Consider the following 24753-nt stretch of genomic DNA (forward strand, 5'->3'; position numbering starts at 1 on the left):
GGGGATAAAGACATGAGTGAAACTCAGGATAATAAACCAATGAAAGCAGCGAAACCTGCCAAACCAAAACATAGTCAAAATAAAAAGAAGAAAAAGAAAGGTTTTGTCTGGAATATAAGGAACAAACTATTGGTCTCCTTCCTGGCCGTTCTACTCCTGCCAAGCTTGGCAGTCGGCGTGATCACACTAACGATGGCTGAAGATGGCGTACAAGGACAATTAGTGGATAGTGCCATGCAAAGTGTGAGCACTGCCAATACGATTGTAGAAAACCAAGTGAATTACAAGATTCATGACATTAACTATTTCGCGGATGCTCTTGATCCGAGCTTGGTCAAAGGGGAGAACGATAGTCCCGAGCTTCAGTTGAAACTGGAGCAATATCTGGGCTTGCATCCCGATGCCATGAATATTTTTGTAGGAACAACAGACGGAATCATGGTTCGAGGTAAACCAACAGCGAGCAGCACACGGGGAGATGCTTATGATCCTAGGGAGCGGGAGTGGTACAAACTAGCGATGGAAAAGCCAGGTACAGCTGTTGTATCAGCGGTGTCTGTTAATACCGATGGTGTTGCAGTTGTGTTTATCTCCAAAACATTAAAGGATCAATCCGGTGTCATCGGTTTATCTCTGGACCTGACAGACCTGCAAGAGCAGGCATCCATTAAGGTGGGCAAAGAAGGCTACGTCATTATTATGGATGCAAACAAAAACTATGTCGTATCCCCTGTAGCAGATGCAGGTACGCCGGAAACGAGCGGCACCCTTGATGAGATGTATCAGAGTCAAGAAGGTCAATTCGATTACGTGTACAACGATCAGCCGAAGATGATGATTTTCTCAACAAATGAAGCAACGGGCTGGAAAATTGCCGGAACGATGTTCAAGAGTGAAATAACCAATGCGAGTAAAGATATTCGCATGGCCACATTTATTGTTATTCTGGCGGCTACCTTCCTTACGCTCCTCTTTATTATCTGGTTTACACGCTCCATGCTGCGTCCAATTAAACGACTGCAGGAATCTGCCAGAGCCGTGAGTAAAGGTGACTTGACTGTGAAAATGGAAACAGGACGTAAAGATGAAGTCGGAGAACTTGCGAAGTATTTTGAACGAATGGTCGATAACCTTCGAATGATGATTCTTGGTGTACAGGAAACGACAGAGCAGGTATCAGCTTCTTCTCAAGAGTTGTCTGCCAGTGCAGAACAAACCACCAAAGCGATTGAACATTCAACACAGGCCATTCAGGAACTGGCTGAAGGTGCAGAGCAGCAGGTAAACAGCGTGAAAGACGGATCGGGAAAGATGAGCCGAATGGCAGAAGATGTTCGAATGATGTCGGAGCGTGTGCAATCGATTACGGCGAATATGCGGAATACGTCCGGAGCAGCTACTTCTGGTAATGAGGCAGCAGGACAGGCCGTGGTGCAGATGAACAGTATCCAGGAAACGGTGGAGCAGCTTGGAACGGTGGTTCAGTCTCTGAATGCACGTTCCGTTGAGATTGGTAGCATGGTTGACGTCATTGCATCCATCTCCAAACAAACGAACTTGCTCGCATTAAATGCTTCTATTGAAGCGGCAAGAGCGGGGGATGCGGGTCGTGGGTTTGCAGTTGTAGCTGGTGAGGTACGTAAACTGGCAGAAGAATCCGGAAGTTCGGCAGCGCAGATCGGTGAGGTGGTTCATAATATCCGTCAGGACATGGATGCCGCTCTAATCGCTATGAATGCGGCTCAGACTCGGGTAGGAGAAGGAATTCAGGCCGTGAATACGTCAGGACAATCCTTTGCTCAGATTCGGGAGGCGGTGGAAGATGCTGTTCATACATTGGATGACTTGTCCGCAACAACGAAGCAACTGGAGAGCGGTGCATCCCACGTTGCCAAGGCGATGAGTGATATTTCGAATGTGACCCAGGAATCGGCTGCGAATACAGAATCCGTGTCGGCATCTTCGCAAGAACAACTGGCATCGGTAGAAGAGATTGCATCATCCTCGGCACACCTGAATAGCATGGCGGAACAATTACAAGGGTTGCTTGGCATGTTCAAGATGGTAGAGGATACGCCGAAGGATAAGGGCAAAGAATAAATCCTAGCATTTCAACACCACAATTTACCACACATTTTATAATAGAAGAAAATAAAGATAGACAATGTTCCTGTAGCCCTGTATAAATATATCGTCTGGTTATTCCGCGCATATAGCGGTGTAATCTAACAATATAAGATCGAATTAACGAATAAAATATCGATACAGGGTACAGCAGGAGGCTTTATGGTATACGTAGCAATACTGATTTTTGTAGTGACAATCACCTTGGTAATCTGGCAACCTCGTGGGTTGGGCATCGGTTGGACTGCCTCGGGCGGGGCATTGCTTGCCCTGCTATGTGGAGTTGTTAGCTTAAACGATGCCTCAGATGTGGCATCCATTGTATGGAATGCAACGCTGGCCTTTGTTGGCATTATTATGATTTCTCTCATTCTCGACGAGACGGGTTTCTTCGAATGGGCTGCCCTTCATATGGCAAGGCTTGCTGGAGGAGACGGTCGCAGACTGTTCTTCTACTCCATTCTGCTGGGAGCCGCTGTGTCTGCTCTGTTCGCGAATGATGGTGCCGCGCTCATTCTGACGCCAATTGTGCTGGCAATGGTGCGTGCATTGAAGTTTGATGAGCGCATGGTGTTGGCTTTTGTGATGGCGAGTGGATTTATCGCCGATACTACATCGTTGCCGCTGGTCGTCAGCAATCTGGTTAACATTGTATCGGCCGATTTCTTTGGTATTACATTTGTGGAGTATGCGGTACGCATGGTCGTGCCCAATCTGTTCTCAATCGTAGCGAGTACGGGGATGTTGTTCTTGTTTTATCGCAAAAGCATACCTCGTCGCTACGACATCTCCGCGGCACGTGACCCGAAGGAAGCGATCCGTGATCCACGGATGTTCCGAATCGCCTGGTTCATGCTTGGGCTGTTACTCGTGGCCTATGCATCCAGTGAGTTTCTGCCGATTCCCGTGTCGGTTATCGTGGGCTCCGTTGCGTTGCTGTTCGCTTTGTTGGCACGCAAGAGCGAGGCTGTTGATCTGAAACGGGTAATCAAGGAAGCGCCATGGTCGATTGTGGTGTTCTCGGTGGGCATGTATATCGTCGTATATGGACTGCGTAATGCAGGGTTAACGGATCATCTGAGCCGCTGGCTGGATGCCATAGCAGAGCATGGTCTACTGGCTGCTTCGCTCGGGATGGGCATCATCGCTGCTGTATTATCATCGGTGATGAACAACCTGCCGACCGTGTTGATTAACCTGCTAGCCATCCAGGGCGCACATACCGAAGGTATCATTCAGGAAGCATTGATCTATGCCAATGTCATTGGTTCTGACCTGGGTCCCAAAATGACCCCGATTGGATCACTTGCCACATTGCTGTGGCTGCACGTGTTATCCCGCAAAGGTGTGAAGATCACATGGGGGTATTATTTCAAAGCAGGCATCATCCTGACGATTCCGACATTGTTGATTACCCTAGCCGGGTTGGCATTGTGGTTATGGATTCTGGGTTAGTAAAATTAGATTTTACATTAAGTATTAATAGATAATTCTGTTGTAATGTAAAAGGCTGCTCTCACAGCCGGTGCTAAGCACTTGCAGCGAGGCAGTTTTTTTCTGCTTTTGTACCTTCTATAGAAGAAACAGATTTTCTTTCTGTATTAAAGAATCAACAAAGAATTTACACAAGGCCAGCCTTTTATAGGGCTGGCCTTCTTTTTTGCCATCTCCCAGGCAGGAGATTGAAATGCCTGAGATCCAACGAGCGCTGACACAGCGAAGGGAACGGAACGATTGTGGAAAAGCGAAGCGTTCGCCTTTATCCCCGGATGTATTCCTTGGAAAAAGTAAATCATATAAATCCGGGGATAACAGCGATTGAAACAACGTCCGTGCCCGCAGCGGCCACTTCAGCGCAATTTGTCTCAGATAAATTTCAATATACAGCCGATATTTTTAACATTGCGTTTACAAAACACTGATTTTAAGATGACATACCGAAACTACAATGAGTAAAGAGTTGATGGTGAACAAACAAATTCACAAAACGCCATCACTACATTGGGGGAGGAAAACAAAACATGTTTAAAAAGTTGCCGTTTATTTTGATGACCTTAACGTTCGTACTGGTTCTCGCAGCATGCGGATCGAAAAATGACGCTGGTACAGAGGGTGCCGCAAGCAATGGATCAGGAGAAGCTGCTACTGAGCTTAGCGGTAACATTCTGGCAGTCGGATCGACAGCATTGCTACCTCTGGTAGAACAAGCTGGACAGAAATTTATGGCAGTTGATGAATATAAGAACGTAACCGTTCAAGTTCAAGGTGGCGGTAGTGGTACTGGTTTGACACAAGTATCTGACGGACAAGCTACAATCGGTAACTCTGATGTATTTGCAGAAGAGAAACTGGAGGACGAAGCCAAAGTAAAAGAATTGGTTGACCATCAAGTAGCAGTAGTAGCTATGGCGCCAGTTAGCAACAAAGATGCAGGTGTAGAAGATTTGACGAAGCAACAACTGATCGACATCTTCTCCGGTAAAGTAACAAACTGGAAAGACGTTGGTGGTGCGGATCAAGCAATCGTTATTGTAAACCGTCCGAGTAGTTCCGGTACTCGTGCAACTTTCGAGAAGTATGCATTGGGTGAAAAAATGGGTGATATCCAAGGTTCCATTCAAGAAGATTCTTCAGGTAACGTAAGAAAACTGGTAGCTGAAACGCCAGGTGCTATTGGTTACCTTGCCTTGTCTTACTTGGATGACAGCTTGCAAGTTTTGAAATACGAAGGTGTAGAAGCAACAGTTGAGAACGTAGAAGCAGGAACTTATCCAGTATGGGCTTACGAGCACATGTACACAAAAGGTGAGCCTGATGCAGCAACAAAAGCATTCTTGGACTACATCTTGAGTGACGAAATTCAACAAAACGACGTGACAGAACTTGGATACATTCCAATGTCAGGTATGAAAGTAAAACGCGATGCAGCAGGTAATGTGGTTGAGTAATCTTTGAACTTGCGCATACAGCGAAAGAGGCGGACTTAGGTCCCGCCTCTTTACGCGGTTTGCTCTAAAATAATCCCATATTTTGCATTAATTCTACTATAGAAGGATGGTTGTTATGGAACAGACCGAAGGGGGAACGGTAATGAATAACAAGTTGAAACCGCGCCGGCCCTTAAAAGAGAAACATTATTGGGAAGAGTGGACGGGACGGATCTATACGTCGATTTGTGTCGTTTTCCTGATCGTTGTCATGTTTTCCATTGTTTATTTTGTAGCGTCCAAGGGACTATCGACTTTTTTCCAAAATGGAATAAGCATCAGCGAATTTCTTGGTGGGAAAACGTGGAATCCAACAGGGGAACCTGCTTTCTACGGGGCATTACCGTTCATCACAGGTTCTTTCATTACAACCTTGCTTGCAGCATTGATCGCAAGTCCGCTTGGCCTGTGTGCAGCGCTCTTCATGACAGAGATTGTTCCGGGTAAAGGCAAAAAGATCTTGCAGCCTGCGATTGAGCTCTTGTCCGGAATTCCATCCGTTGTGTACGGATTTATCGGTCTGAGTGTCATCGTACCTTTGCTTCGCAGTATCTTTGGTGGAACAGGCGTCGGGATTGCAGCCGGATGTCTTGTTCTCGCGGTAATGATTCTTCCTACGGTGACAAGTATTATGGCAGATGCATTGTCCGCGTTGCCAAAAGGATTGCGTGAATCCTCCTACGCACTGGGTGCCACTCGCTGGCAAACCATCTACCGTGTCATTATTCCAACAACTTTGCCAGCTTTGTTGACAGGTGTCGTTTTGGGTATGGCCCGTGCTTTTGGTGAGGCACTTGCTGTGCAGATGGTTATTGGTAATGCACCGCATGTTCCAACATCCTTGCTTGAATCAGCTTCAACATTAACAAGTGTAATTACACTCAGCATGGGTAACACCACGATGGGTTCTGTTCATAACAATGCACTGTGGAGTATGGCGCTTGTCCTGTTGGTGATGACCTTTGTCTTCGTCATTCTGGTTCGCCTGCTTGAAAGGAGAAACCGGGTATGAAAATGAAGGCAAAGACGGTAGATAAAATTGCAACATCCGTTATCGTTGTATTGGCTCTATTCATTGTTATTCTATTGCTCGGTCTGCTTGGATTCATCATGTATAGAGGCATTGGGCATATTAGCTGGAACTTCCTGACGAGCGCACCACAGTTGCTTAAGGGTGGCGGCGGGATTGGTCCACAGCTCTTCAACTCCGTATTCTTGCTTGTTCTGACCTTGATTGTTACCATTCCACTTGGATGGGGCGGCGGGATTTACATGGCGGAATACGCCAAACCAGGCAAGATTACCAGCTTCATTCGTCTGGTCGTTGAAGTATTGTCATCATTCCCATCCATCGTTATCGGTTTGTTTGGTCTCTTGCTGTTAGTAAATCAATTTGGTCTTGGTTTTTCCCTAATCTCGGGTGCCTTGGCTCTGGCGATCTTTAACTTGCCACTGATGGTGCGTACTACGGAGCAGGCCTTCCGGGCTGTTCCGAAGGAACAGAAAGAAGCAGGTCTGGCGCTTGGACTGTCCAAGTGGAAGATTATCACTTCGATTCTGCTACCTGTGGCATTGCCGAGTTTGATTACGGGTACGATCCTGGCATCGGGCCGGATCTTCGGTGAAGCAGCCGCGCTGATGTTCACCGCAGGTATGAGTAGTCCACCATTGGACTTTACAGATTGGAATCCGACGAGTCCAAGATCACCGCTTAATCCTTTCCGTCCGGCAGAGACACTTGCTGTTCATATCTGGAAAGTAAATAGTGAAGGTATTGGGCCAGATTCCAAAGAAGTGGCAGCAGGGGCGTCCGCCGTGCTTGTCATTCTCGTGCTGGCGTTCAATCTAAGTGCACGCTGGATCGGTCGGGTTGTATTCCGCCGCATGACAGCTTCGAAATAAGGAGGAACCAACATGGCCATACCTTTTGGTACGGAACAGTTAAGCATATATTATGGACATTTCCAGGCGGTCAAGCAGATTAGCCTGACGTTCCCTGAAGCAAGCGTAACGGCTCTTATTGGGCCGTCTGGTTGCGGTAAATCCACGTTCCTCCGGTCGCTGAACCGGATGAACGACGAGATTGCCGGTTCCCGTACAGAGGGACATATCTGGATGGACGGTAACGACCTGAATGAGCCTGGAACCGATGTAATCAAGCTTCGCCAGAAGATTGGCATGGTGTGGCAGAAGCCAAATCCTTTTCATAAGTCCATCTACAACAATATCGCGTTTGGCCCCCGCTACCGCGGTACGAAGAGTAAGAAGGCACTGGATGAAATTGTGGAAAAAAGCTTGCGCCGTGCTGCGCTCTGGGACGAAGTGAAAGACAGACTGCATGAGTCAGCTCTGTCTCTCTCTGGCGGACAACAGCAGCGCCTGTGTATCGCTCGCGCCTTGTCTGTTGAACCACAGATTCTGCTGCTCGACGAGCCGGCATCCGCACTTGACCCGGTATCTACGGGTAAAGTTGAAGAGTTGATTACCGAGCTCAAGAAGGAGTTGCGGATTGTTATTGTTACCCATAACATGCAGCAGGCGGCACGCATCTCGGATTACACAGCTTATTTCTATCTGGGAAGTATGATTGAGCACGGGGATACAGAGCATATTTTCACGAACCCGGACAATCGTCTGACGCAAGAATACATTATGGGACGTTTCGGTTAATTGGATCATGGAGTGTAACATAGAGTAATAGACAGAGAGATAAAGAAATAATAGAGACAAAAGAAAGCACAATGCCTGGACGGTTGTTCGGGGGTTGTGCTTTTTTGATTTCATTTTGGAAGAATTTGCTGTATGTAAAGCAATCATGCTACGATATTTAGTAATAAGAGAACGTTTACATTACTTTGAAGGAGATGTTGATAATCACTACGGACCAGATGTATTACGACCATATGGCAGCTCAGATTATACAGAACTACACTATTGAGAAACCTGTCGTTTCATATATTCGTCACAACGAGAATCTGACGTACCATGTCGTCGACGAAGCAAGCGGGCAGAAGTATCTGCTACGGATACACCAAGCCGCATATGCAAGTATGACAGGCATTCAGCATACGCTTCCTGCGCTGGAGGCAGAGATGAACCTGCTTCATGAGTTAAATGCAACGACAGCATTGCGCGTGCAACATCCGGTACGGAATGTATCGGGAGAGTGGGTAACGGTATGGACAAATGAGGAAGGGAAAGAGATTTGTTGTACGGTACTGGAGTGGATTGAGGGTAGGGACATCCAGCAGGGAGAACGCCTGACAACAGAGCAGATCTATGATCTTGGGGCACAACTGCAGATGCTTCATCAATATGGGCGTGAGCAGAATCAGACAGATCGAACAAAGGTGCGGCCGGCATATGGCAACATCTATGAGAACTTGGTCATGCTAGGGCAGCTAGAGGAAGGCGTCCGACTGGGGATTTTTACAACGGAAGACTTCGATCTGCTTCGTGAGACGTTTGAGAACATTAATGAGCAGTTAGAAACATACCAGCATCACGCAGGGACATGGGGGATCATTCATGGGGATATTACTCGCAACAATCTGCTGATAACGGAGCAGGGAATTTCCATGATTGATTTTTGTCTACACGGTTATGGTTATTATCTTTTTGATGCCGGAGGGGCAGCACTTATGTTCAATCGGGAGGAACGTGACATATTCTTATCCGGTTATACCCAACAGATCGCGCCACTGACGGATCGTGATATTCGATTAATGGAAGGGTTCATGTTGATCTTTACACTGGGTTATTATGCCTTTCAGATGGCGAATGAGTCGAGGCACGAATGGATGAAAGATCGCATGCCGAAGCTATGCAGCAAGTATTGCCGACCTTATGTACAGAACAAGAGCATCTTCTACGAACTGTGATTTATAATCCAGATGTGCAGACTCGGATGGGCTACTGAGTAGTGCGGTTCAAAATAGATGGTTGCCTGAATACCCGAACGGTTTCGTGGACAATATCATAAATAGTAGTGAGCACATCATTGATTGAAGTAGAACGAAATAACCTGTTTAAAAGATCTTTTTATCGCATTAATGTAATGAAAGCTGACAAAATATTCTGGTTTTCCTTGGTTCAATAGGAAATGATGGATATACACCCAAAGAAATCGTCAAGTTTGTTGACACTGATCTTCCGGTCGATTAATCTTAATGAAGAAGAAATGAATGACTTCCATGACTGTTCTGACATAAGCTCAGAATGGTTCCATACGGCGGATGATAACGAGCGGGAGAGACCTGGGTTAGCCAAACAAAATGGCTAGTAGTTCAGGCACCGAAGGAGCAAGCTGCTGCGCACCCGGCGCAGTGGTTAATCTCTCAGGTAAATGTACCATCGTTGGACGCAACTCTGGAGAGTGCGCGAACTGCGCCACCCAAGGGGTATATGATCAGTCAGCCCGGTGAACTTGTCTGTAATCGCAGGCAATGCACCTTGTCATCAGACACTGCTGATCGTGAAACTCTCAGGTATCGAGGACAGAGAGAGGGCCTGAGGCCTTCTTCTGTCCTTTTTTGATGTCATCATTCAGTAAATAAGGAACAATGTGGATCAGATTCTGGATGGAAATGACGAATACAATTGGAGGGTTACAAGTGCGATTTAAAGATGTTTTTTCAATTATTGGTCCGTCGATGACGGGGCCTTCAAGTTCACATACAGCTGGAGCGGCAAGGTTAGGGAGAATTGCTCGACAGTGGCTAGGATGTACGCCAGATCGTGCTCGGCTGACGTTGTACGGTTCATTCGCTGACACGTATCAGGGGCACGGAACAGATCTGGCACTGATCGGCGGTCTGCTGGATTATGTCACAGACGATCCGCGTATCCCGGATGCAGAGCAATACGCAGAGGAAGCGGGCATGGAGGTTGAGTTTTATACAAGTGGCCTGCCTGCTCCTCATCCAAATACGGTCAAAATTGAGTTGTGGCATGGAGAACGTGCCTGCTCCTTGATTGGTGCATCCATTGGTGGTGGAAGCGTATCGGTGCATTCGATGAATGATTTTCGTGTTCAGATTAGTGGTGAGTTCCCGACACTCGTTCTGCGACATGCAGACAAAGCAGGGGTGCTTGCGTCGGTAACGTCCACGATCAGTTCATCGGGGGTTAACATCGGCTATATGCAGGTGGACCGGAAAGCCCGTGATGGCGAAGCACTGACTGCGATGGAGATGGACGGTGTGCCTAATCCTGATATGCTCAAGCGTCTAAGGGAGCTGGACCATGTGTTAGACATTCGTGTCATAGATTTGAAGAGAGGAGTTGATTCGGATGCGGTTTAAACATTTGCACGAACTGAATACGATCTGTACAGCGGAATCCAAAACCATTGCTCAGCTGATGATCGAGGAGCAAGTTCAGGAGACCAATACACCGGAAGCGGATGTTGTGCAGCAGATGTCAGAATATTATCAGGTGATGAAGGAAGCGGTACGCAAAGGGTTAACGGAAGATACGACATCACGCAGTGGACTAACAGGTGGAGACGGTAAAAAATTGGCCGAGTACATTCGCAAAGGTGAGACTTGTTCAGGAGATGCTTCCGCACTTGCCATGGCGTATGCCCTGTGTGTATCTGAAGTGAATGCCTCCATGGGTCGGATCGTGGCAACACCAACAGCCGGTTCCTGCGGCATTATCCCCGGTGTGTTTATCAGTTCACAGGAGCGGTTTGGTTGGACGGACGAACATTTGGTGAACGGGTTGTTCTGTGCGGGAGCGATTGGTTATGTTATTGCCAACAATTCATTTATCTCCGGTGCCGAAGGTGGCTGTCAGGCGGAAGTGGGTTCCGCGATCGGCATGGCTGCGGGTTCCATGGTTGAACTGCGTGGAGGTACACCGGAACAGGTCGTTCATGCCGTTGGTTTGGCGTTAAAAAATACACTGGGCCTTATCTGCGATCCGGTGGCAGGCCTTGTTGAAATTCCGTGCATCGTCCGTAATGGACTGGGTGCAGTTACGGCGCTGGCTGCGGCTGACATGGCCTTGGCCGGAGTGCGTAGTGCTATTCCGTCAGATGAAGTCATCGACGTCATGCTGGAAGTAGGCAGTGCGATGCCTAGCCGTCACCGGGAGACAGCCCAGGGCGGGTTGGCCCAGACGCCAACCGGCCGCAAAATGATGCAGAAGTTGGCTAAACCAAAGGCAAAGCGTGCCGAGCCTGAGCCGGAGTCTCCTGCTGAAAATGACGTAGAACCTAAGGCATAAATAGGATGGATATGAATTAAATCTAACGCTAACTCGTGAAACCTTGAGCCTTGATTATTAAAGGTGAAGAAGAGCTCATTACTTGATACGAAAAGCCGATACAAACCTTCCTGGTGAAGAGATGTATCGGCTTTTTTGTCTTTTTCCAACGAAGAAAAACAAAAAAACATTGACGACATATATATCGTATTGATATATTAACTACTGTCATATATCGATACGATATATATGAGAGCGAAACAAAATTAAAGGAGATGGATAGAATGAAAGGTATTTTCCAGACGAGTCTACTGTTTTTGAAAAACGGAGCCACCATTGTAGGTTTAATTACGGCCGTGCTGTTCCAGGTGTTTTTTAATATCATCTGGCTTAGTGGATACGATCAGGTTAACGAAAGAATGACTCAGTTGGCTGTCACCATCGTGAATGAAGACGGGGTAGCGGCTGAACCGGTGGCCAAGTCTTTGGCGGCAGGTCTGAATTTCGAGATCAAACCATCTGAATCAATGCAAGAAGCAAGACAGATGTTAACGGATCGGGATGTGTACATGATTATTGAGATTCCATCCGGATTCATGCAGCAGGCAGAAGACTTGTCGAAGCCGATGACAGTGAAGTATGTGATGAACGAATCAAACGTGGCTACCGTGAAAAGTGTGATGCAGAACGTAGCTGCACAAGTTACAGCCACATTGAATCGTGAAGTACAAGAGAATGGCATTCGCGGAGTGCTGAATCAGTCCGGTATGACTGCTGATCAGTCCGATGCGCTGGCGCTGGGGTTGTCTTCACGCGTGGAGGCAGAGGTGGAGCGACTGAATCCTGTTGATAATTTTGCTTTCTCCATGGTACCGATGTTGATTGTAACGGCTACGTTTACCGGAGCGATGTTGCTTGGCATGAATCTGCAAAAGGTTTCTGGAGAACTGAGTGGCAGGGCAGGGAAATGGGAGCGCTTCTGGGCGCGTAACATCGTGAATGTTGGTGCGGCATTTATCGTTTCGCTTGTTGGATCGGGGATGATGCACGTTATGGGGGTATCCTCAGCAGATGGTTGGTTAATGTTATGGCTGTTCCAGTTGCTGGTCACCATATCTTTTATACTCATGGCTCAGTTGAGCTTGTTGTTGCTTGGCAATGCTGGGGCTTGGTTAAACAGTGCGCTGTTGCCTCTGCTGATGTTGTCCTCGGGCTCAACAATTCCGCGCGATGTAATGTCTGAGTTCTACCAAGGGATCGGTCATTATCTACCGGCGACCTATGCGGTAGAGGGGATGACGAACCTTGTGCTTGGGGGAAACGGGATTGGCCGGGATGCATTGTTTCTTGGGGTAATCGGAGTTACAACGCTGACTCTGGGTGCTTTTAGCATCTGGATCAGACGTTCCAACCCGGCAATCTCTGAACCTCGGAGGGAGAAACAGCCTGCTACTGTACCTGCTGCTCTGGAAGCATCCGTGTCTTCATCCGATCATTGAATATGGGGGGCTGATTGTGATACGTTAAGAGGAATGGAAAGGAGCGGTGCACCGATGAACACGCAGCATGTCATCCTCGGAATACTGCACAATCAGCCATGTTCGGGTTATGAGATCAAGCAGTACTTTGAACAATATTTTTCATTTTTCTTTGATGCCAGCTTTGGCACCATATATCCTACACTCGCGAAGATGGAGAAGTCAGGGTTGCTCACGAAGGAATCGGTGAGGCAGGAAGGGAAACCCGACAAGAACGTGTACTCATTGACTCCGGAGGGAGCAGCACAGTTTCACGCCTACCTGATGAGTCCCCTGGAAGACGAGGTGTTCCGTTCTGATTTTCTGATGCGGTTGTATTTCGGAGAGTTGGCGGATGAGAATACTGTAACGGGGTGGATTTCAACAGAGTTGAAACGCAAGGAATTGTTATATGACAAGCTTCAGCGTCAGATGAAGGAGTTTGGCGAACACATTTCGCCTTCACAACGGTTGTGCATGCAAGTGGGACTTGTGCAATATGAAGCCACCATTCAATTGCTCAAGGAACAACTGGATCAGCCGGAGTAATCCCATGATAGTGATTGATATGCGAAATAGGCGCTCCACAGATCAGGAACAGATCTGTGAGCGCCTATTTCGTTTGATATGCCGATGAATTAAATAGACTCCTGTCTTGCATATGAGCAAGTGTAACTTGATATTTATGTGAGACTAGTACTCAGTACGGCATATCCATACGCGGGCAATTCAATGGCGAGTACGCCATCTTCCTTGGCAGTACGATGGTTTCCGCCGAATAACTCGGTCCATTCCTCGTCACCAGCCTCCAGCTCGACAATAGCCGTCTCCTCTGATCGATTGAACAGAACCAAAAGGCGTTCCTCCTCATTTTGTCGCTCAAATACCAGTTGGCTGCCATCGGGACGAGCCTGCAGGAAACGAACGGTGCCTTCTGCACGCAGGGCAGGATGAGCATGACGCAGGGAGATCAGTTTCTGATAAAAGTCGAACAGCTCTCGGTCCTGCTTCGCTTCATCCCATTCCATGCATTTACGGCAGCCCGGATCATGTTCGCCGTCCATGCCAATCTCATCTCCGTAATAGATGCACGGAGCGCCCATGTAACTGAACTGAAATAACGCAGCCAGCTTCATCTTGCGCTGGTCGCCTTCACACAGCGTAAGCAGTCGCGGGGTATCGTGACTGTCCAGCAAGTTAAACGCCACTTCGCTGGCCTGAAGCGGATAACGGGACAACTGTCGCCCGATGGAGTTTGCGAACTGTTCGGCGTGCATTGTATTTTTCACAAAAAAAGCATTCACGGCATCGGTAAACGGATAGTTCATGGAAGCATCGAACTGGTCGCCTTGCAGCCAGGAAGAAGACTCGTTCCATACTTCGCCCAGAATATAGGCATCCGGATTAGCGGCTTTGACTACACGGCGGAAATCACGCCAGAATGCATCGTCCACTTCGTCTGCCACATCCAGCCGCCATCCGTCCGCGCCCACTTCCTTGATCCAGTACTCAGCAACCTCCAGCAGATAAGCCTTCACCTCGGCATTTTCCGTATTCAGCTTTGGCATGTGCGCTTCGAATCCGAAGGTCTCATACGTTGGAATGCCGTCCTTCACGTCCAGCGGGTATTCGTGTACATGGAACCAGTCCTTGTATTTGGATTGTTCTCCGTTCTTCTGTACATCCACAAACGGCGCAAATGTCTTCCCGGAATGGTTGAACACAGCATCCAGAAGTACGCGAATTCCACGTGCATGGCACAGCTCGACCAGTCGTTTCACGGTATCTGCGTCACCAAAGTGACGATCTACCCGCAGGTAGTCTTCGGTATCGTATTTGTGATTGGTGGTGGCTTCAAAGATGGGTGTGAAGTAGATCGCATTAATGCCAAGATCGCTGATGTAATCCAGATGGTCGATCACGCCCTGAAGGTCACCGCCGAAGAAATTGAAAGGTGTCGGCTCGCCGCCCCACGGCTCTACCTTTTCCGGACTAATATCCGGGTTGCCGTTGGCGAATCGTTCAGGGAAAATCTGATAGAACACCGCATCCTTAACCCATGCAGGGGGTGTGAATACAGCTCCGGCATGAATATAGGGGAACTGGAACATACGACCCGGATCGTCCGGTTCTTCTTCCTGGAAGTCCGTCTCGGTCATCCAGATCTGTTCGTCTCCGTTTTTGAGCAGAAAAGAGTACTTCAGTCGGTGGTAGGGAGGTTTCACTTCACCCTCGAAGTAATCGAACATGGAGTCAGAGGTGAACTTCGTTAAGGGAACCAGCGCTTTGGTTGCATCCCACGCATATTTATCCCCAGTCAGGGCATGTACCTCGGTCAGATCATTCTTTTTGGCACGCAAACGCAGATGGATTGTATCTTGGTCATAGGCATAGGCCCAGTTTCGTTTCGGTTGATGATAGATGGCTTCCAACAGCATAATGAATTTCCTCCCGTCAGGTGTAGAACTAGTATGTACTTGGTAGACTTGATGGATATGACGTTACCCGAGTTAATGGATAAGCTATAATTAGAATGCGTGGTAACGTAAGAGACTTCAACATTTCAATAAGACATGAATTCATATGTTATAGGCAGCTTTTATCATGATGATGCTCAGATATATCATTAACCCAATGGGGACAGAAAGGAAACGAATATTCGGATGAAAACCAAACTGTTATATATTGAAGATGATACGGAAATTGCGACTTGGGTCAGAGCCGATCTGGAGGAGCGCGGTTATGAGGTGGTATGGCTCGGCAGTGGTGAAGGTGCAGCGGAGGCTGCTGTCGGTTGCTCACTCATTATTCTGGATGTCATGCTGCCCGGGCTGGATGGATTTACGGTGGGCCAGCGACTGAAAAAAGAACTTCCTGGGGTTCCCATTGTCATGCTCTCGGCCAGAACGTCCATTGACGACAAGTTGCACGGTCTTGATTTTGCCGATGACTATGTGACCAAACCATTTCACCCCGATGAACTGGCTGCCCGGATTGAAGTACAACTGCGTAAGGCAGGAACAGCGGTCTCATCGGATACAGCCCTGAAGCTGGATCATCTCTCCATCTATGAGAAGGACAATCGGATCGTCAATGAGGAGACGGGAGATGAGATTATTTTATCGGGAAAACAGTTCCACATCTTCGCCTACCTGCTACGACATATGGGCATGATTCGAACCAAAGAGCAGATCTATGAAGCCGTCTGGAACGAGCCCTATCTGGATGGGGACAAAACTTTAATGGTACATATTCGACATCTTCGCGAAAAGCTGGAGCTTGATCCGGCCAATCCTGTAGTTATTCAGACGGTCCGCGGTGTGGGATATCGTGTGAAGAAGCCATGATTCGGTGGTTCAGGGAACGGAAGATCATGAAGGGTGAACGGAAGGGAGAACGAAGCATGGATCAAAAGCAATCCGGGCGGCGCAAGCTTCGCTTTGGGCGGTCCTTGATGTCCAGATACATCATCCTGATCTTGGCGGCTGTATTATTTGTGCCCGTTGTGCTTCCGATCATATCCGTTATATATATTGTCGTAGTGAATAACACGAACACAGACCGAGCGGCACCTTACGGTGACGTTACCCGAATCAGTAACCTTTGGTCACGTGAAGCGAAGAACCTGGATGGGGCTTCGGATGAAGAGATTAAGGCCCGGTTGGAGCAATTACATGGCTCGTATCCTAAATCTTCCATGTATCGTGTGAATGTGAGCGGTGAGACTCTCTTTATTCTTGGGGGTGAAGATGTAACGCTTCTGAAATCCACGTCGCCGGATGGCAGAACAGACACGACACTGAGATGGTCACTGGATTCCGGGCAAACGACAGAGACTCATATTCCAGCCTTATGGAATGTAAACAATACCGTGCAATTCATGAAAGAAGCTTCCTTTCGCGATCCACTGACCGTAGTTGCATATATTGGCGGAGATGAGCAGGACAAAGGACAGGGCTTCATGATCATTGAAGTGCCGAGATCACTTCTGCAAATGAATCACAGTAACGGGCTGCTGGAACTTTTGTATCTCGGCATTGTAATGACCATCATCTTTCTGAGCTTCATCATGATGTCGATTCTCTTCTTCGCACGCATTCGCAAACGACTTATTCGTTTGCAGACCGCCATGATGACCACAGGCAAGGAAGGCCTCCCGCTTCCGGTAGATATCCGCCAGTCAGACGAGATCGGTCAACTGGAAGAAGCCTTCAATCAGATGGTGCATCAACTGTCCGACAGCCGTCACCGTGAACGCGAGGAAGAACAATTGCGCAAACGTCTCATTGCGGGGCTTTCCCACGATCTGCGTACCCCGCTAACGGTGATTCGTGGACATATGCATGCCTTGCACAAGGAAGAGCTGAGCGAGCAAGGTGACCGTTCATTACATCGAATGGAAGCGAAAATGGAGGACCTCGGCGGGCTCATTGACAACATGTTATCCTACAATTTGCTCACGAGCGGGAAATATACACTGAAGCTGGAAGAGAAAGATATCCTGCGGATCGTCAGGGAAACGGCGGCGGCCTGGTACCCGGTCTGGGAGAAAGAGCAATTTGAGATTGATATTGACCTCCCGGAGGAACCGCTGATCTGGCATATGGATGAACAGGGCATGCGCCGTGTACTTGATAATTTGTTCCAAAACGTGATTCGTCATGCCGCCAGCGGGAAGTATATTGGCATATCAACCCAGGAGATTCAGGGTGAGACGGCTATTGTTATTCAGGATCGGGGTCCGGGAATGCAACCGAATTCCGACACAAAAGGCACAGGTCTGGGCTTATCCATTGTAGACCTGTTGATTCGTGAGATGGGTCTGCGCAAGCGGGTAGACAGTTCCGATACGGGTGTCCAGACATATATCTACAGTGGTAAGGGGAAACAGGGAAACAACAAACCGCTGAAATAGCTTTTTAAACTAAACTTAAACTGGAGACTACTTTGGCTTTAACCTTGGAAGGTTACGATAGTTCTGAGGTGATCATACAGTGAGTGAAAATATTATTCAAACGGCTAATCTATGGAAAACATACCGGGACCGTGCAGCGGTCCGTGAACTTGATCTGCATATTAAAAAGGGAGATATCTACGGCTTCCTCGGTCCCAACGGTGCCGGCAAAACAACAACGATTCGCATGCTTCTCGGCTTGATTAAACCAACCAAAGGCGTGATTCGTGTCTTCGACAAGGATATCCGCAAGGATCGCATGGATATTTTGCGCCGTGTGGGTTCCTTGGTCGAATACCCGTCCTATTACGGACATCTGAACGCAGTAGAGAATCTGGAAACTTTGCGTCGCATCATCAATGTACCAAAATCAAGAATTGCTGAAGTGTTGTCCATTGTAGATCTGACCAAGGATGCCAAACGTTCAGTGAAGGGCTATTCCCTTGGGATGAAGCAGCGTCTGGGTATTGCCAGCGCTTTGCTGGGTGAACCGGAGCTGCTGATTCTGGACGAACCAACGAATGGGCTTGATCCTGCCGGTATTCAGGAGATTCGGGAACTGATCAAACGCATGCCTCTGGAACATGGCATTACCGTTCTGGTTTCCAGCCACTTGCTGAGTGAAGTCGAACAGATGGCAAGTCGTGTTGGTATTATCCGTGAAGGCAAGATGGTGCTTCAGGATACTATCGCAAGTCTGCATAGTCAGACGGGTAGTTCTATCCGGTTAACGGTTTCCGAGCCGGAAGAGGCTATGAAGCTGGCAAAAGAACAGGGACAATTTGGTCATCAACAAGGTGCTGCGTTAACGTTCCCTTATATGGATAACAGTTCAGTGGCACTGCTTGTGCGCCGATTAATTGAGCAGGATCATGATGTGTATCGTGTAGAGGAACAGCGTCAGTCGCTGGAAGATCTGTTCATGCGGGTCATTGGCGAGGGGGCTTCCATATGACCGGGCGTGCATTATCGTCAGACTGGCTCAAGATTCGGGGGAAAGGGATCTGGTTTCTTGTCTTTCTGGCCCCTCTTGGATTGACAGCGATGCAGGCGCTTAATTTTGGCTTACGGCTGGACTATCTGAAAGAGCAGTATGCAGATAACCTGTGGGGCGGATTGCTCGGCAATGTGGTTGTCTTTGTGCCCTTGTCTCTGATGCTGGGAGCAACCATTCTCAGCTCCATGATCGCTAATGTTGAGCATGAACAGGGATCGTGGAAACAGTTGCTTGCGATGCCCATTCCCAGACCAGCCGTGTATTTAGCCAAGTTCCTGCTTGCTTGTGTGCTGCTGGTGATCTCCTGCCTGCTGCTAACCGCAGGAATTGTAGGTCTGGGTCTGATCCTCGGATTCCATGCCAGTGAGATCCCTTGGACACATGCGATCAAGCTGGGGCTGTTGCCTTTGGCTGGTGCACTTCCGGTGTTGTCGTTGGAGTTATGGCTCACGATGGTTAACAAGAATCAGGCGCTTCCCGTCACCCTGGGCATCGTTCTCGCGATAACGGGTATGTTCTCGCTCAGTATCTCACCGAGCTTTCCGCTCGCATGGGCACAGATGGCCTGGAATGGGCCCAATCCATACCTCTATGCAGGCATGGGAGCAGGTCTTGGGATATTGATCCTGTTGCTAGGTATGGTGCATTTTAGCCGGAAGGATGTGGCCTGATATGAGCTTTGCAACAACGTACTTCCGAATTTTGTCCGCTGAACGATTGAAAATGGGCAAATCGCCCATATGGCTCCTGATTCTGCTGAGTCCACTCATTGCGCTGTTCATCGGACTGTTGTCCACGCCATCGGGGAATTGGCAGGTATTGATGACCACGATGGTTTTCCTGCACGGATTGTTATTGTTACCGATGCTGACTGGCGTGTTTACATCCTTTGTCTGCCGTTTCGAACATGCGGGTGGAGGGTGGAAGCAGATGCTGGTTTTGCCACTCACACGTTCAGGTGTATATGCAGGTAAGCTGACGATTGTACTCATGCTTCTGGCGGGTACGCAAGTATTGTTGCTGATGTCCATTCTGCTGGCAGGCATGGTTCACGGCATAACGATGCCAGTACCTTGGGGATTCTTGGCGAGCAAACTGCTGCTTGGGTTGCTGGCCTGTGTACCCCTGGCTGCCCTGCAGATGTTCGTTTCATTGGTGTGGAGCAGCTTTGCCGCACCGCTCGCACTGAATTTTGCACTGACCATACCGAATATTCTCATTGTAAACTCGGCGACATACGGGCCGTATTATCCATGGGCACAACCGATGATTCTGATGACACCCGTGGACGGCGCAGGTTTCGGAGCCTACAACGTACCACTGATCACAATGCTGGCGGTTGTTGGAGGTAGTGCTGTCATTTTCATTGGAATCGGCATGATATATTTTGCGAAAAAAGAAATTTGAATAATCCGTACACACTTGGTTATCGTAGATAAAAATCCTCTTTAAGCAAAACATGCAAGCTCTATTGTATGTATGCTTCAGGAGGATTTTTTTAATGTCTGACCCACCCATCATGAATGGTCAGCTCGCTAACGAATCTGAGGAGTCTTAATCAAGGATTTGAAGTGATCTCAGAAATCTAAGGAACCTGAGACATGTTATATCCAATGAAACAACCGTTTGCAGCGTTTATGTCAGGAGATTATGGGGATTAACGTGTCTGATGTTCTTTAAAATTTAAAAAGGGCACTTGGACGCCAAATAAGATGTCCTGGGTTCTTTAGAAAATCGCTTAGCCATCCGCTAGAATCAGCTGATTTGGAATTGAACTTCAAGCTTGTTAGAGGCTTACATTGATCCTTGTATAACTTGTGTGCCTTTACAGGCACCTCCTAAGTAAAATCAAAATTCCAAGTATTACCTCACACATCATGTGAATTGAATCATAGATTGTAAGCAAAATGAGACGAGAATCTGGTAAAATAAAAAAAGCTGTTTCTAGGCAGGCTTACATGGTTATTCGAGGGTAGGCCTATTTTTGTAAGGGATAATTAATCCCTCCTGTTAGATGAAGATATTGGCTGAGAAAAGAGGGGTAAGCCTTGGATATTAATAAAACGGAAACCCTGAAGCGCATTATTTCTGAGGGAAGTTCTTACCAATCACTGTTTTTTAACCATCCGGATGCCATTTATGTAATGGACATCCATGGAAATTATATTGATGCTAATCCCTCGGTAGAGCGGATATCTGGGTATACACTGGATGACTTGATTCGTATGAATCAGAGTGAGATCTGTCCTCCGGACAGTGAAAATTCACGCAAACAATACATTAAAGAGGTACTGGCTGGACGTTCAGTCAGTAATCCAATTACTTTTTATCATAAAGATGGTTCCCTGAAACAGGCAGAGATAACGTATGTGCCTATAACGGAGGGAACAGAAGTTGTAGGAATCTATGGCATTGCCAAAGATGTTACCGATATCCTGGAAGTGCAACGTGAGCTTAAGGAGGCACAGGAGAAATATCAGGTGCTGGCTGACCATGCACAAGATCTGATTACAACTTGTGCTACGGATGGCGAGTTGTTATACGTTTCCCCTTCCGTGTACACCTTACTGGGTTATAAGCCGGAGGAAGTCATAGGAAAGTCCTTCAAGGATTATTGTTATCCGGGAGATTATCCGGACCCTATGGATCTTTCCAAGATCGGCAATGGCTGCAAGATGCGTGTGTTGCACAAGAAGGGACATTATATCTGGATGGAGACATTGGCGAAACCTGTTGCTGGAGAGCGTGGCAAGAGTGTCCAGATTGTAAGCATCAGCAGGGATATCACCCAGCATAAGGATGCGGAAAGACGTCTTCGGGAAAGCCGTCAGCGATACAGATCGTTGTTCGAACATAACCCGGCAGCTGTGTATTCATTGAATCTGGAAGGTAAATACAGCGCAGTGAACAGCAAACTGGTGCAAATGTTGGATATTCCGCGCAATAAGCTTATTGGCCAATCTTTTTTATCCAATCTGGATAAATGCGAAGTGCAATATGGCAAACATTATTTTGACATGGTGAAGCAAGGCGAACCGCAATATTATGAGACCCGAGTCGTTAATTCAAGTGGTCGGAAAATTGAAGTATCTGTTACGAATGTGCCCATCATTGTGGATAAGGAAATGGTGGGCGTCTATGGAATCGTGTCCGATATTACCGAGCGCAAGGAATACACGGAACGGATTCAGGAGCTCAGCAAGCAGCATGAGCTGATTCTCAACACGGTTACAGAAGGAATATTTGGTTTGGATGCGGATGGAATCACCATGTTTATGAATCCAGCAGCAGCTTCAATGTTCGGTTATGAGGCGAAAGAATTCATTGGCAAAAACTCACATCCCATCATCCATCACACCCGTGCAGACGGAAGTCATTTGCCACAAGAAGAGTGTCCGATCCACATGACCGTGTTGGATGGACAGAGACGTTCAATCAAGGAAGATGTATTCTGGCGTAAAGATGGCAGCAGCTTTCTGGTGCAGTATCAGGTGACGCCGATTATTGAACAGGGACAGATTCAGGGCGCGGTGGTTGTATTTAATGATGTGACTGGCGAACGTGAAATTGTACGTGCCAAAGAGACAGCTGAGCTGGCAGCTCAGGCCAAGTCGGAATTTCTGTCGATGGTTAGCCATGAGATCCGGACACCGATGAATGGGATCGTGGGGATGACAGAATTGTTGATCGGTACCGATTTATCGGAAGAACAGCGTGAATATGCCGAGATTATTCGAGACAGCGGCGATGCTCTGCTGAACATTCTTAATGATATTTTGGACTTCAGTAAGCTGGAATCCGGGAAAATGGCACTGGCTTATGAACCATTTGCATTACGCAAGATGTTGGAACAGGTTGCCGAACTGTTTAAACCGCGTGCAGATGAGAAACATCTGGAGATCAGATATCGTCTCAATCCGAGCATCCCTGAGTTCATGGTCGGTGACGCCATACGTATCCGGCAGATTCTGGTGAACTTGGTTGGCAATGCGCTCAAGTTCACAGATCAGGGAAGCATTGAGGTTGCCGTGGATATTATCAAGGGCAGAAAGCCTGAAGACAGCGTTCTTGATTTTGCAGTGCAAGATACGGGAATTGGCATCCCCGCTGACAAGCTGGATCAGTTGTTTCAGTCCTTCTCTCAACTGCATCCGGTGATTAACCGGAAGTATGGTGGTACCGGACTGGGACTGGTCATCTCCAAGCGACTCGTGGAGATAATGGGAGGCAGTATCAGTGTCGAGAGTATAGAAGGGGAAGGCTCAACCTTCCGGTTTGCTGTTCCTGCGGCGAGTGTAGATGCTTCGGCAGAACAGACAGCAAGTCAGTTCCATCATGATCGCACACGTCAAAGTGACAAGGTCGCCATGCGTATTCTGGTGGCGGAGGATCATCCGGTGAATCGGAAGATTTTGCGAGAATATCTGGAGAAGCTCGGATACCAGGCAGATGTGTGTACTAATGGCGTGGAGGCAATTGATGCCATCTCTCAGAATGCTTATGATATCGTCCTGATGGATATTCATATGCCTGTGATGGATGGATTGAAGGCGACAGACCTGTTACACCGCCTAATTCCACAGGATCGCATACCTCCAATCATCGCAGTTACAAGCAATGCCAAACGTGAAGATAAGGAAGCTTGTCTGGAGATTGGAATGCGTGACTTTATTAGCAAACCGGTTATGCTGAGTGAGTTGAAGCGGGTGTTACAGCAATGGGGGCCAAGGGACGAACCTCAACTTGCACCCAATTGAACAACTACTCAAATCAATTATGAAATTGATTCATCTGGCTGTGAAAATAATAAACGCAAACACGCCAATAATCCTCCACTGATGGAGTGTTATTGGCGTGTTTGCGTGGACAGGCTTTTGAAGTTGAGCCGAAGCATACAAAGTGGAGTTGTACACGAATGGCTTATACCAGTGTCAGACGATTGATGTTACCTGATAGGATTTCACAGGAATTGTTGAATTTCTCACGTTCCGTTGCATCCAGATTCAATTCGATAATCTCTTGAATACCATTGCCACCGATGATTGCAGGAACACCGACGCAGACGTTATGTTGCTCATACTCTCCGTCCAGGATAGCCGATACGGCGATGATCTTGTGTTCGTCATTGAGGATGGAACGGGTGATATGCGCGAGGGCATTGCCGATTCCGAATTGGGTAGAACCTTTACGGGTAAAGATCTCCCAGCCTGCATCTTTCGTTTTGCGTGCGATATCCTCCAGATCCAGATGTTTGAAACGCTCCTTGTGCTGATCCATAATGTGCATAATCGGTTTGCCACCGATGGTCACATGGGACCAGGCCACGAACTGGGATTCTCCATGCTCCCCGAGAGCATAACCATGCACACTGCGTGGATCGATGGAGAAGACTTCAGACAGTAGTGTTTTGAGCCTTGAAGAATCAATGGACGTGCCTGTACCGATGACGTGTTCGCGCGGGAGGCCGGATAATTTCCATACCATATAAGTTACTATGTCAACCGGATTGGCAGCGACGACAAAAATCCCGTTAAATCCACTGTTCATGATCGGGACCACGATGTCTTTGGCAATCGATTCCGCTTCCTCCAGAATATCCAGCCGTGTCTGTCCTGGCTTGGGATTCGCCCCGGCAGTTAAGATAATAACATCCATATTGCCACAATCGGCGTACGTGCCTGCATATACCTTGGTGCGGTTATGTGTGAAGTCCATACAATGGGAAAAATCCAGTGCCTGTGCTACAGCACGGTCATACGTCCGGTCCACCATCATAATTTCCCTGCAAATTGATTGATTAATCATGGAATACGCACAACTCGAACCGACAAGACCCGCCCCAATCACCGCTACTTTGCCTGATTTGCCTAACACTGCCGTTCAGCCCCCATTTAGATTGAAATTTATCCGTTACTAATGCGTCCTATGTTAAGTATAGTCCTTTATTTTATGCTGGAATCCACT

The 24753-nt window shown here is 47.8% G+C and carries 19 protein-coding genes and 2 riboswitches; of the genes, 17 read left to right on the plus strand and 2 right to left on the minus strand.

The window, feature by feature from the left end; genetic code table 11:
* The first annotated feature begins 12 nt into the window (after nt 1-12).
* From MKY44_RS02480 to MKY44_RS02530, 11 genes are all read left to right on the plus strand, one after another.
* Entirely contained in the window at nt 13-2100 is a 2088-nt protein-coding gene (locus tag MKY44_RS02480) for a methyl-accepting chemotaxis protein (RefSeq protein WP_341005915.1), read from the plus strand.
* Nucleotides 2101-2286: 186 nt separating this feature from the next.
* Nucleotides 2287-3579: an arsenic transporter gene (locus MKY44_RS02485; protein ID WP_289390995.1), complete on the plus strand. Its 1293-nt coding sequence runs from the start codon at nt 2287-2289 to the stop codon at nt 3577-3579.
* A 566-nt stretch (nt 3580-4145) separates the two neighbouring features.
* Nucleotides 4146-5072 carry a phosphate ABC transporter substrate-binding protein gene (locus tag MKY44_RS02490; RefSeq protein WP_341005916.1) on the plus strand — a complete coding sequence of 309 codons (927 nt, stop codon included), beginning with the start codon at nt 4146-4148 and terminating at the stop codon, nt 5070-5072.
* Between the two features lie 115 nt (nt 5073-5187).
* Nucleotides 5188-6123 (plus strand): phosphate ABC transporter permease subunit PstC, encoded by a 936-nt coding sequence (gene pstC, locus MKY44_RS02495; protein ID WP_017690972.1) that lies wholly within the window; start codon nt 5188-5190, stop codon nt 6121-6123.
* A 2-nt stretch (nt 6124-6125) separates the two neighbouring features.
* Nucleotides 6126-7013 carry a phosphate ABC transporter permease PstA gene (gene pstA, locus MKY44_RS02500; protein ID WP_026081329.1) on the plus strand — a complete coding sequence of 296 codons (888 nt, stop codon included), beginning with the start codon at nt 6126-6128 and terminating at the stop codon, nt 7011-7013.
* 12 nt (nt 7014-7025) lie between these two features.
* A complete protein-coding gene (pstB, locus tag MKY44_RS02505; protein WP_036616781.1) occupies nt 7026-7781 on the plus strand; it encodes a phosphate ABC transporter ATP-binding protein PstB in 756 nt (251 codons plus the stop codon).
* A gap of 194 nt (nt 7782-7975) precedes the next feature.
* Nucleotides 7976-8992, plus strand: a complete 1017-nt coding sequence (locus MKY44_RS02510) for a phosphotransferase enzyme family protein (protein ID WP_341005917.1) — start codon at nt 7976-7978, stop codon at nt 8990-8992.
* A 355-nt stretch (nt 8993-9347) separates the two neighbouring features.
* Nucleotides 9348-9473: riboswitch (glycine riboswitch) on the plus strand.
* Nucleotides 9474-9477: 4 nt separating this feature from the next.
* A riboswitch (glycine riboswitch) is annotated at nt 9478-9613 on the plus strand.
* A gap of 111 nt (nt 9614-9724) precedes the next feature.
* On the plus strand, nt 9725-10414 hold the full coding sequence (sdaAB, locus tag MKY44_RS02515; RefSeq protein WP_074093257.1) for an L-serine ammonia-lyase, iron-sulfur-dependent subunit beta: 690 nt from the start codon (nt 9725-9727) through the stop codon (nt 10412-10414).
* On the plus strand, nt 10404-11342 hold the full coding sequence (gene sdaAA, locus MKY44_RS02520) for an L-serine ammonia-lyase, iron-sulfur-dependent, subunit alpha (RefSeq protein WP_341005918.1): 939 nt from the start codon (nt 10404-10406) through the stop codon (nt 11340-11342). The genes sdaAB and sdaAA overlap by 11 nt, the downstream gene beginning before the upstream one ends.
* 263 nt (nt 11343-11605) lie before the next feature.
* The gene (locus MKY44_RS02525) at nt 11606-12820 is read left to right on the plus strand and encodes a YhgE/Pip domain-containing protein (protein WP_341005919.1); all 1215 of its coding nucleotides are present in this window, start codon (nt 11606-11608) and stop codon (nt 12818-12820) included.
* A 54-nt stretch (nt 12821-12874) separates the two neighbouring features.
* Nucleotides 12875-13387, plus strand: a complete 513-nt coding sequence (locus MKY44_RS02530; RefSeq protein WP_341005920.1) for a PadR family transcriptional regulator — start codon at nt 12875-12877, stop codon at nt 13385-13387.
* Between the two features lie 134 nt (nt 13388-13521).
* Here MKY44_RS02530 and MKY44_RS02535 read toward each other — a convergent pair whose 3' ends face one another.
* A complete protein-coding gene (locus MKY44_RS02535) occupies nt 13522-15276 on the minus strand; it encodes an alpha-glycosidase (RefSeq protein ID WP_341005921.1) in 1755 nt (584 codons plus the stop codon).
* A gap of 225 nt (nt 15277-15501) precedes the next feature.
* On the opposite strand from MKY44_RS02535, the gene MKY44_RS02540 reads away from it, so the two are divergent.
* The 6 genes from MKY44_RS02540 (at nt 15502) to MKY44_RS02565 (ending at nt 23546) form a co-directional block, all read left to right on the plus strand.
* Nucleotides 15502-16185, plus strand: coding sequence for a response regulator transcription factor (locus MKY44_RS02540; RefSeq protein WP_341005922.1), 684 nt, complete (start codon nt 15502-15504; stop codon nt 16183-16185).
* Nucleotides 16186-16241: 56 nt separating this feature from the next.
* Nucleotides 16242-17753 carry a HAMP domain-containing sensor histidine kinase gene (locus MKY44_RS02545; RefSeq protein ID WP_341005923.1) on the plus strand — a complete coding sequence of 504 codons (1512 nt, stop codon included), beginning with the start codon at nt 16242-16244 and terminating at the stop codon, nt 17751-17753.
* 79 nt (nt 17754-17832) lie between these two features.
* Nucleotides 17833-18747, plus strand: coding sequence for an ABC transporter ATP-binding protein (locus MKY44_RS02550; RefSeq protein ID WP_036607503.1), 915 nt, complete (start codon nt 17833-17835; stop codon nt 18745-18747).
* Nucleotides 18744-19460, plus strand: a complete 717-nt coding sequence (locus MKY44_RS02555) for an ABC transporter permease (protein WP_341005924.1) — start codon at nt 18744-18746, stop codon at nt 19458-19460. Before MKY44_RS02550 ends, MKY44_RS02555 begins: the two co-directional genes overlap by 4 nt.
* Nucleotide 19461: 1 nt before the next feature.
* Complete coding sequence (locus tag MKY44_RS02560; RefSeq protein ID WP_341005925.1) at nt 19462-20196, plus strand: ABC transporter permease; 735 nt, start codon at nt 19462-19464, stop codon at nt 20194-20196.
* 641 nt (nt 20197-20837) lie between these two features.
* Nucleotides 20838-23546 carry a PAS domain S-box protein gene (locus MKY44_RS02565; protein ID WP_341005926.1) on the plus strand — a complete coding sequence of 903 codons (2709 nt, stop codon included), beginning with the start codon at nt 20838-20840 and terminating at the stop codon, nt 23544-23546.
* Nucleotides 23547-23709: 163 nt separating this feature from the next.
* Here the strand turns inward: MKY44_RS02565 and MKY44_RS02570 are convergent, their stop codons facing one another.
* Nucleotides 23710-24663: an L-lactate dehydrogenase gene (locus tag MKY44_RS02570; protein WP_036607494.1), complete on the minus strand. Its 954-nt coding sequence runs from the start codon at nt 24661-24663 to the stop codon at nt 23710-23712.
* Between the last annotated feature and the right edge of the window lie 90 nt (nt 24664-24753).

The organism is Paenibacillus sp. FSL R7-0026, from assembly GCF_038004485.1.
Classification (GTDB): domain Bacteria; phylum Bacillota; class Bacilli; order Paenibacillales; family Paenibacillaceae; genus Paenibacillus; species Paenibacillus xylanexedens_A.

Bases quoted from the DNA above. Each gene is read 5' to 3' on its own strand.
- MKY44_RS02480 (WP_341005915.1), top strand. From the start codon at position 13: ATGAGTGAAACTCAGGATAATAAACCAATGAAAGCAGCGAAACCTGCC.
- MKY44_RS02485 (WP_289390995.1), top strand. From the start codon at position 2,287: ATGGTATACGTAGCAATACTGATTTTTGTAGTGACAATCACCTTGGTA.
- MKY44_RS02490 (WP_341005916.1), top strand. From the start codon at position 4,146: ATGTTTAAAAAGTTGCCGTTTATTTTGATGACCTTAACGTTCGTACTG.
- pstC (WP_017690972.1), top strand. From the start codon at position 5,188: ATGGAACAGACCGAAGGGGGAACGGTAATGAATAACAAGTTGAAACCG.
- pstA (WP_026081329.1), top strand. From the start codon at position 6,126: ATGAAGGCAAAGACGGTAGATAAAATTGCAACATCCGTTATCGTTGTA.
- pstB (WP_036616781.1), top strand. From the start codon at position 7,026: ATGGCCATACCTTTTGGTACGGAACAGTTAAGCATATATTATGGACAT.
- MKY44_RS02510 (WP_341005917.1), top strand. From the start codon at position 7,976: ATGTTGATAATCACTACGGACCAGATGTATTACGACCATATGGCAGCT.
- sdaAA (WP_341005918.1), top strand. From the start codon at position 10,404: ATGCGGTTTAAACATTTGCACGAACTGAATACGATCTGTACAGCGGAA.
- MKY44_RS02525 (WP_341005919.1), top strand. From the start codon at position 11,606: ATGAAAGGTATTTTCCAGACGAGTCTACTGTTTTTGAAAAACGGAGCC.
- MKY44_RS02530 (WP_341005920.1), top strand. From the start codon at position 12,875: ATGAACACGCAGCATGTCATCCTCGGAATACTGCACAATCAGCCATGT.
- MKY44_RS02535 (WP_341005921.1), bottom strand. From the start codon at position 15,276: ATGCTGTTGGAAGCCATCTATCATCAACCGAAACGAAACTGGGCCTAT.
- MKY44_RS02540 (WP_341005922.1), top strand. From the start codon at position 15,502: ATGAAAACCAAACTGTTATATATTGAAGATGATACGGAAATTGCGACT.
- MKY44_RS02545 (WP_341005923.1), top strand. From the start codon at position 16,242: ATGGATCAAAAGCAATCCGGGCGGCGCAAGCTTCGCTTTGGGCGGTCC.
- MKY44_RS02555 (WP_341005924.1), top strand. From the start codon at position 18,744: ATGACCGGGCGTGCATTATCGTCAGACTGGCTCAAGATTCGGGGGAAA.
- MKY44_RS02560 (WP_341005925.1), top strand. From the start codon at position 19,462: ATGAGCTTTGCAACAACGTACTTCCGAATTTTGTCCGCTGAACGATTG.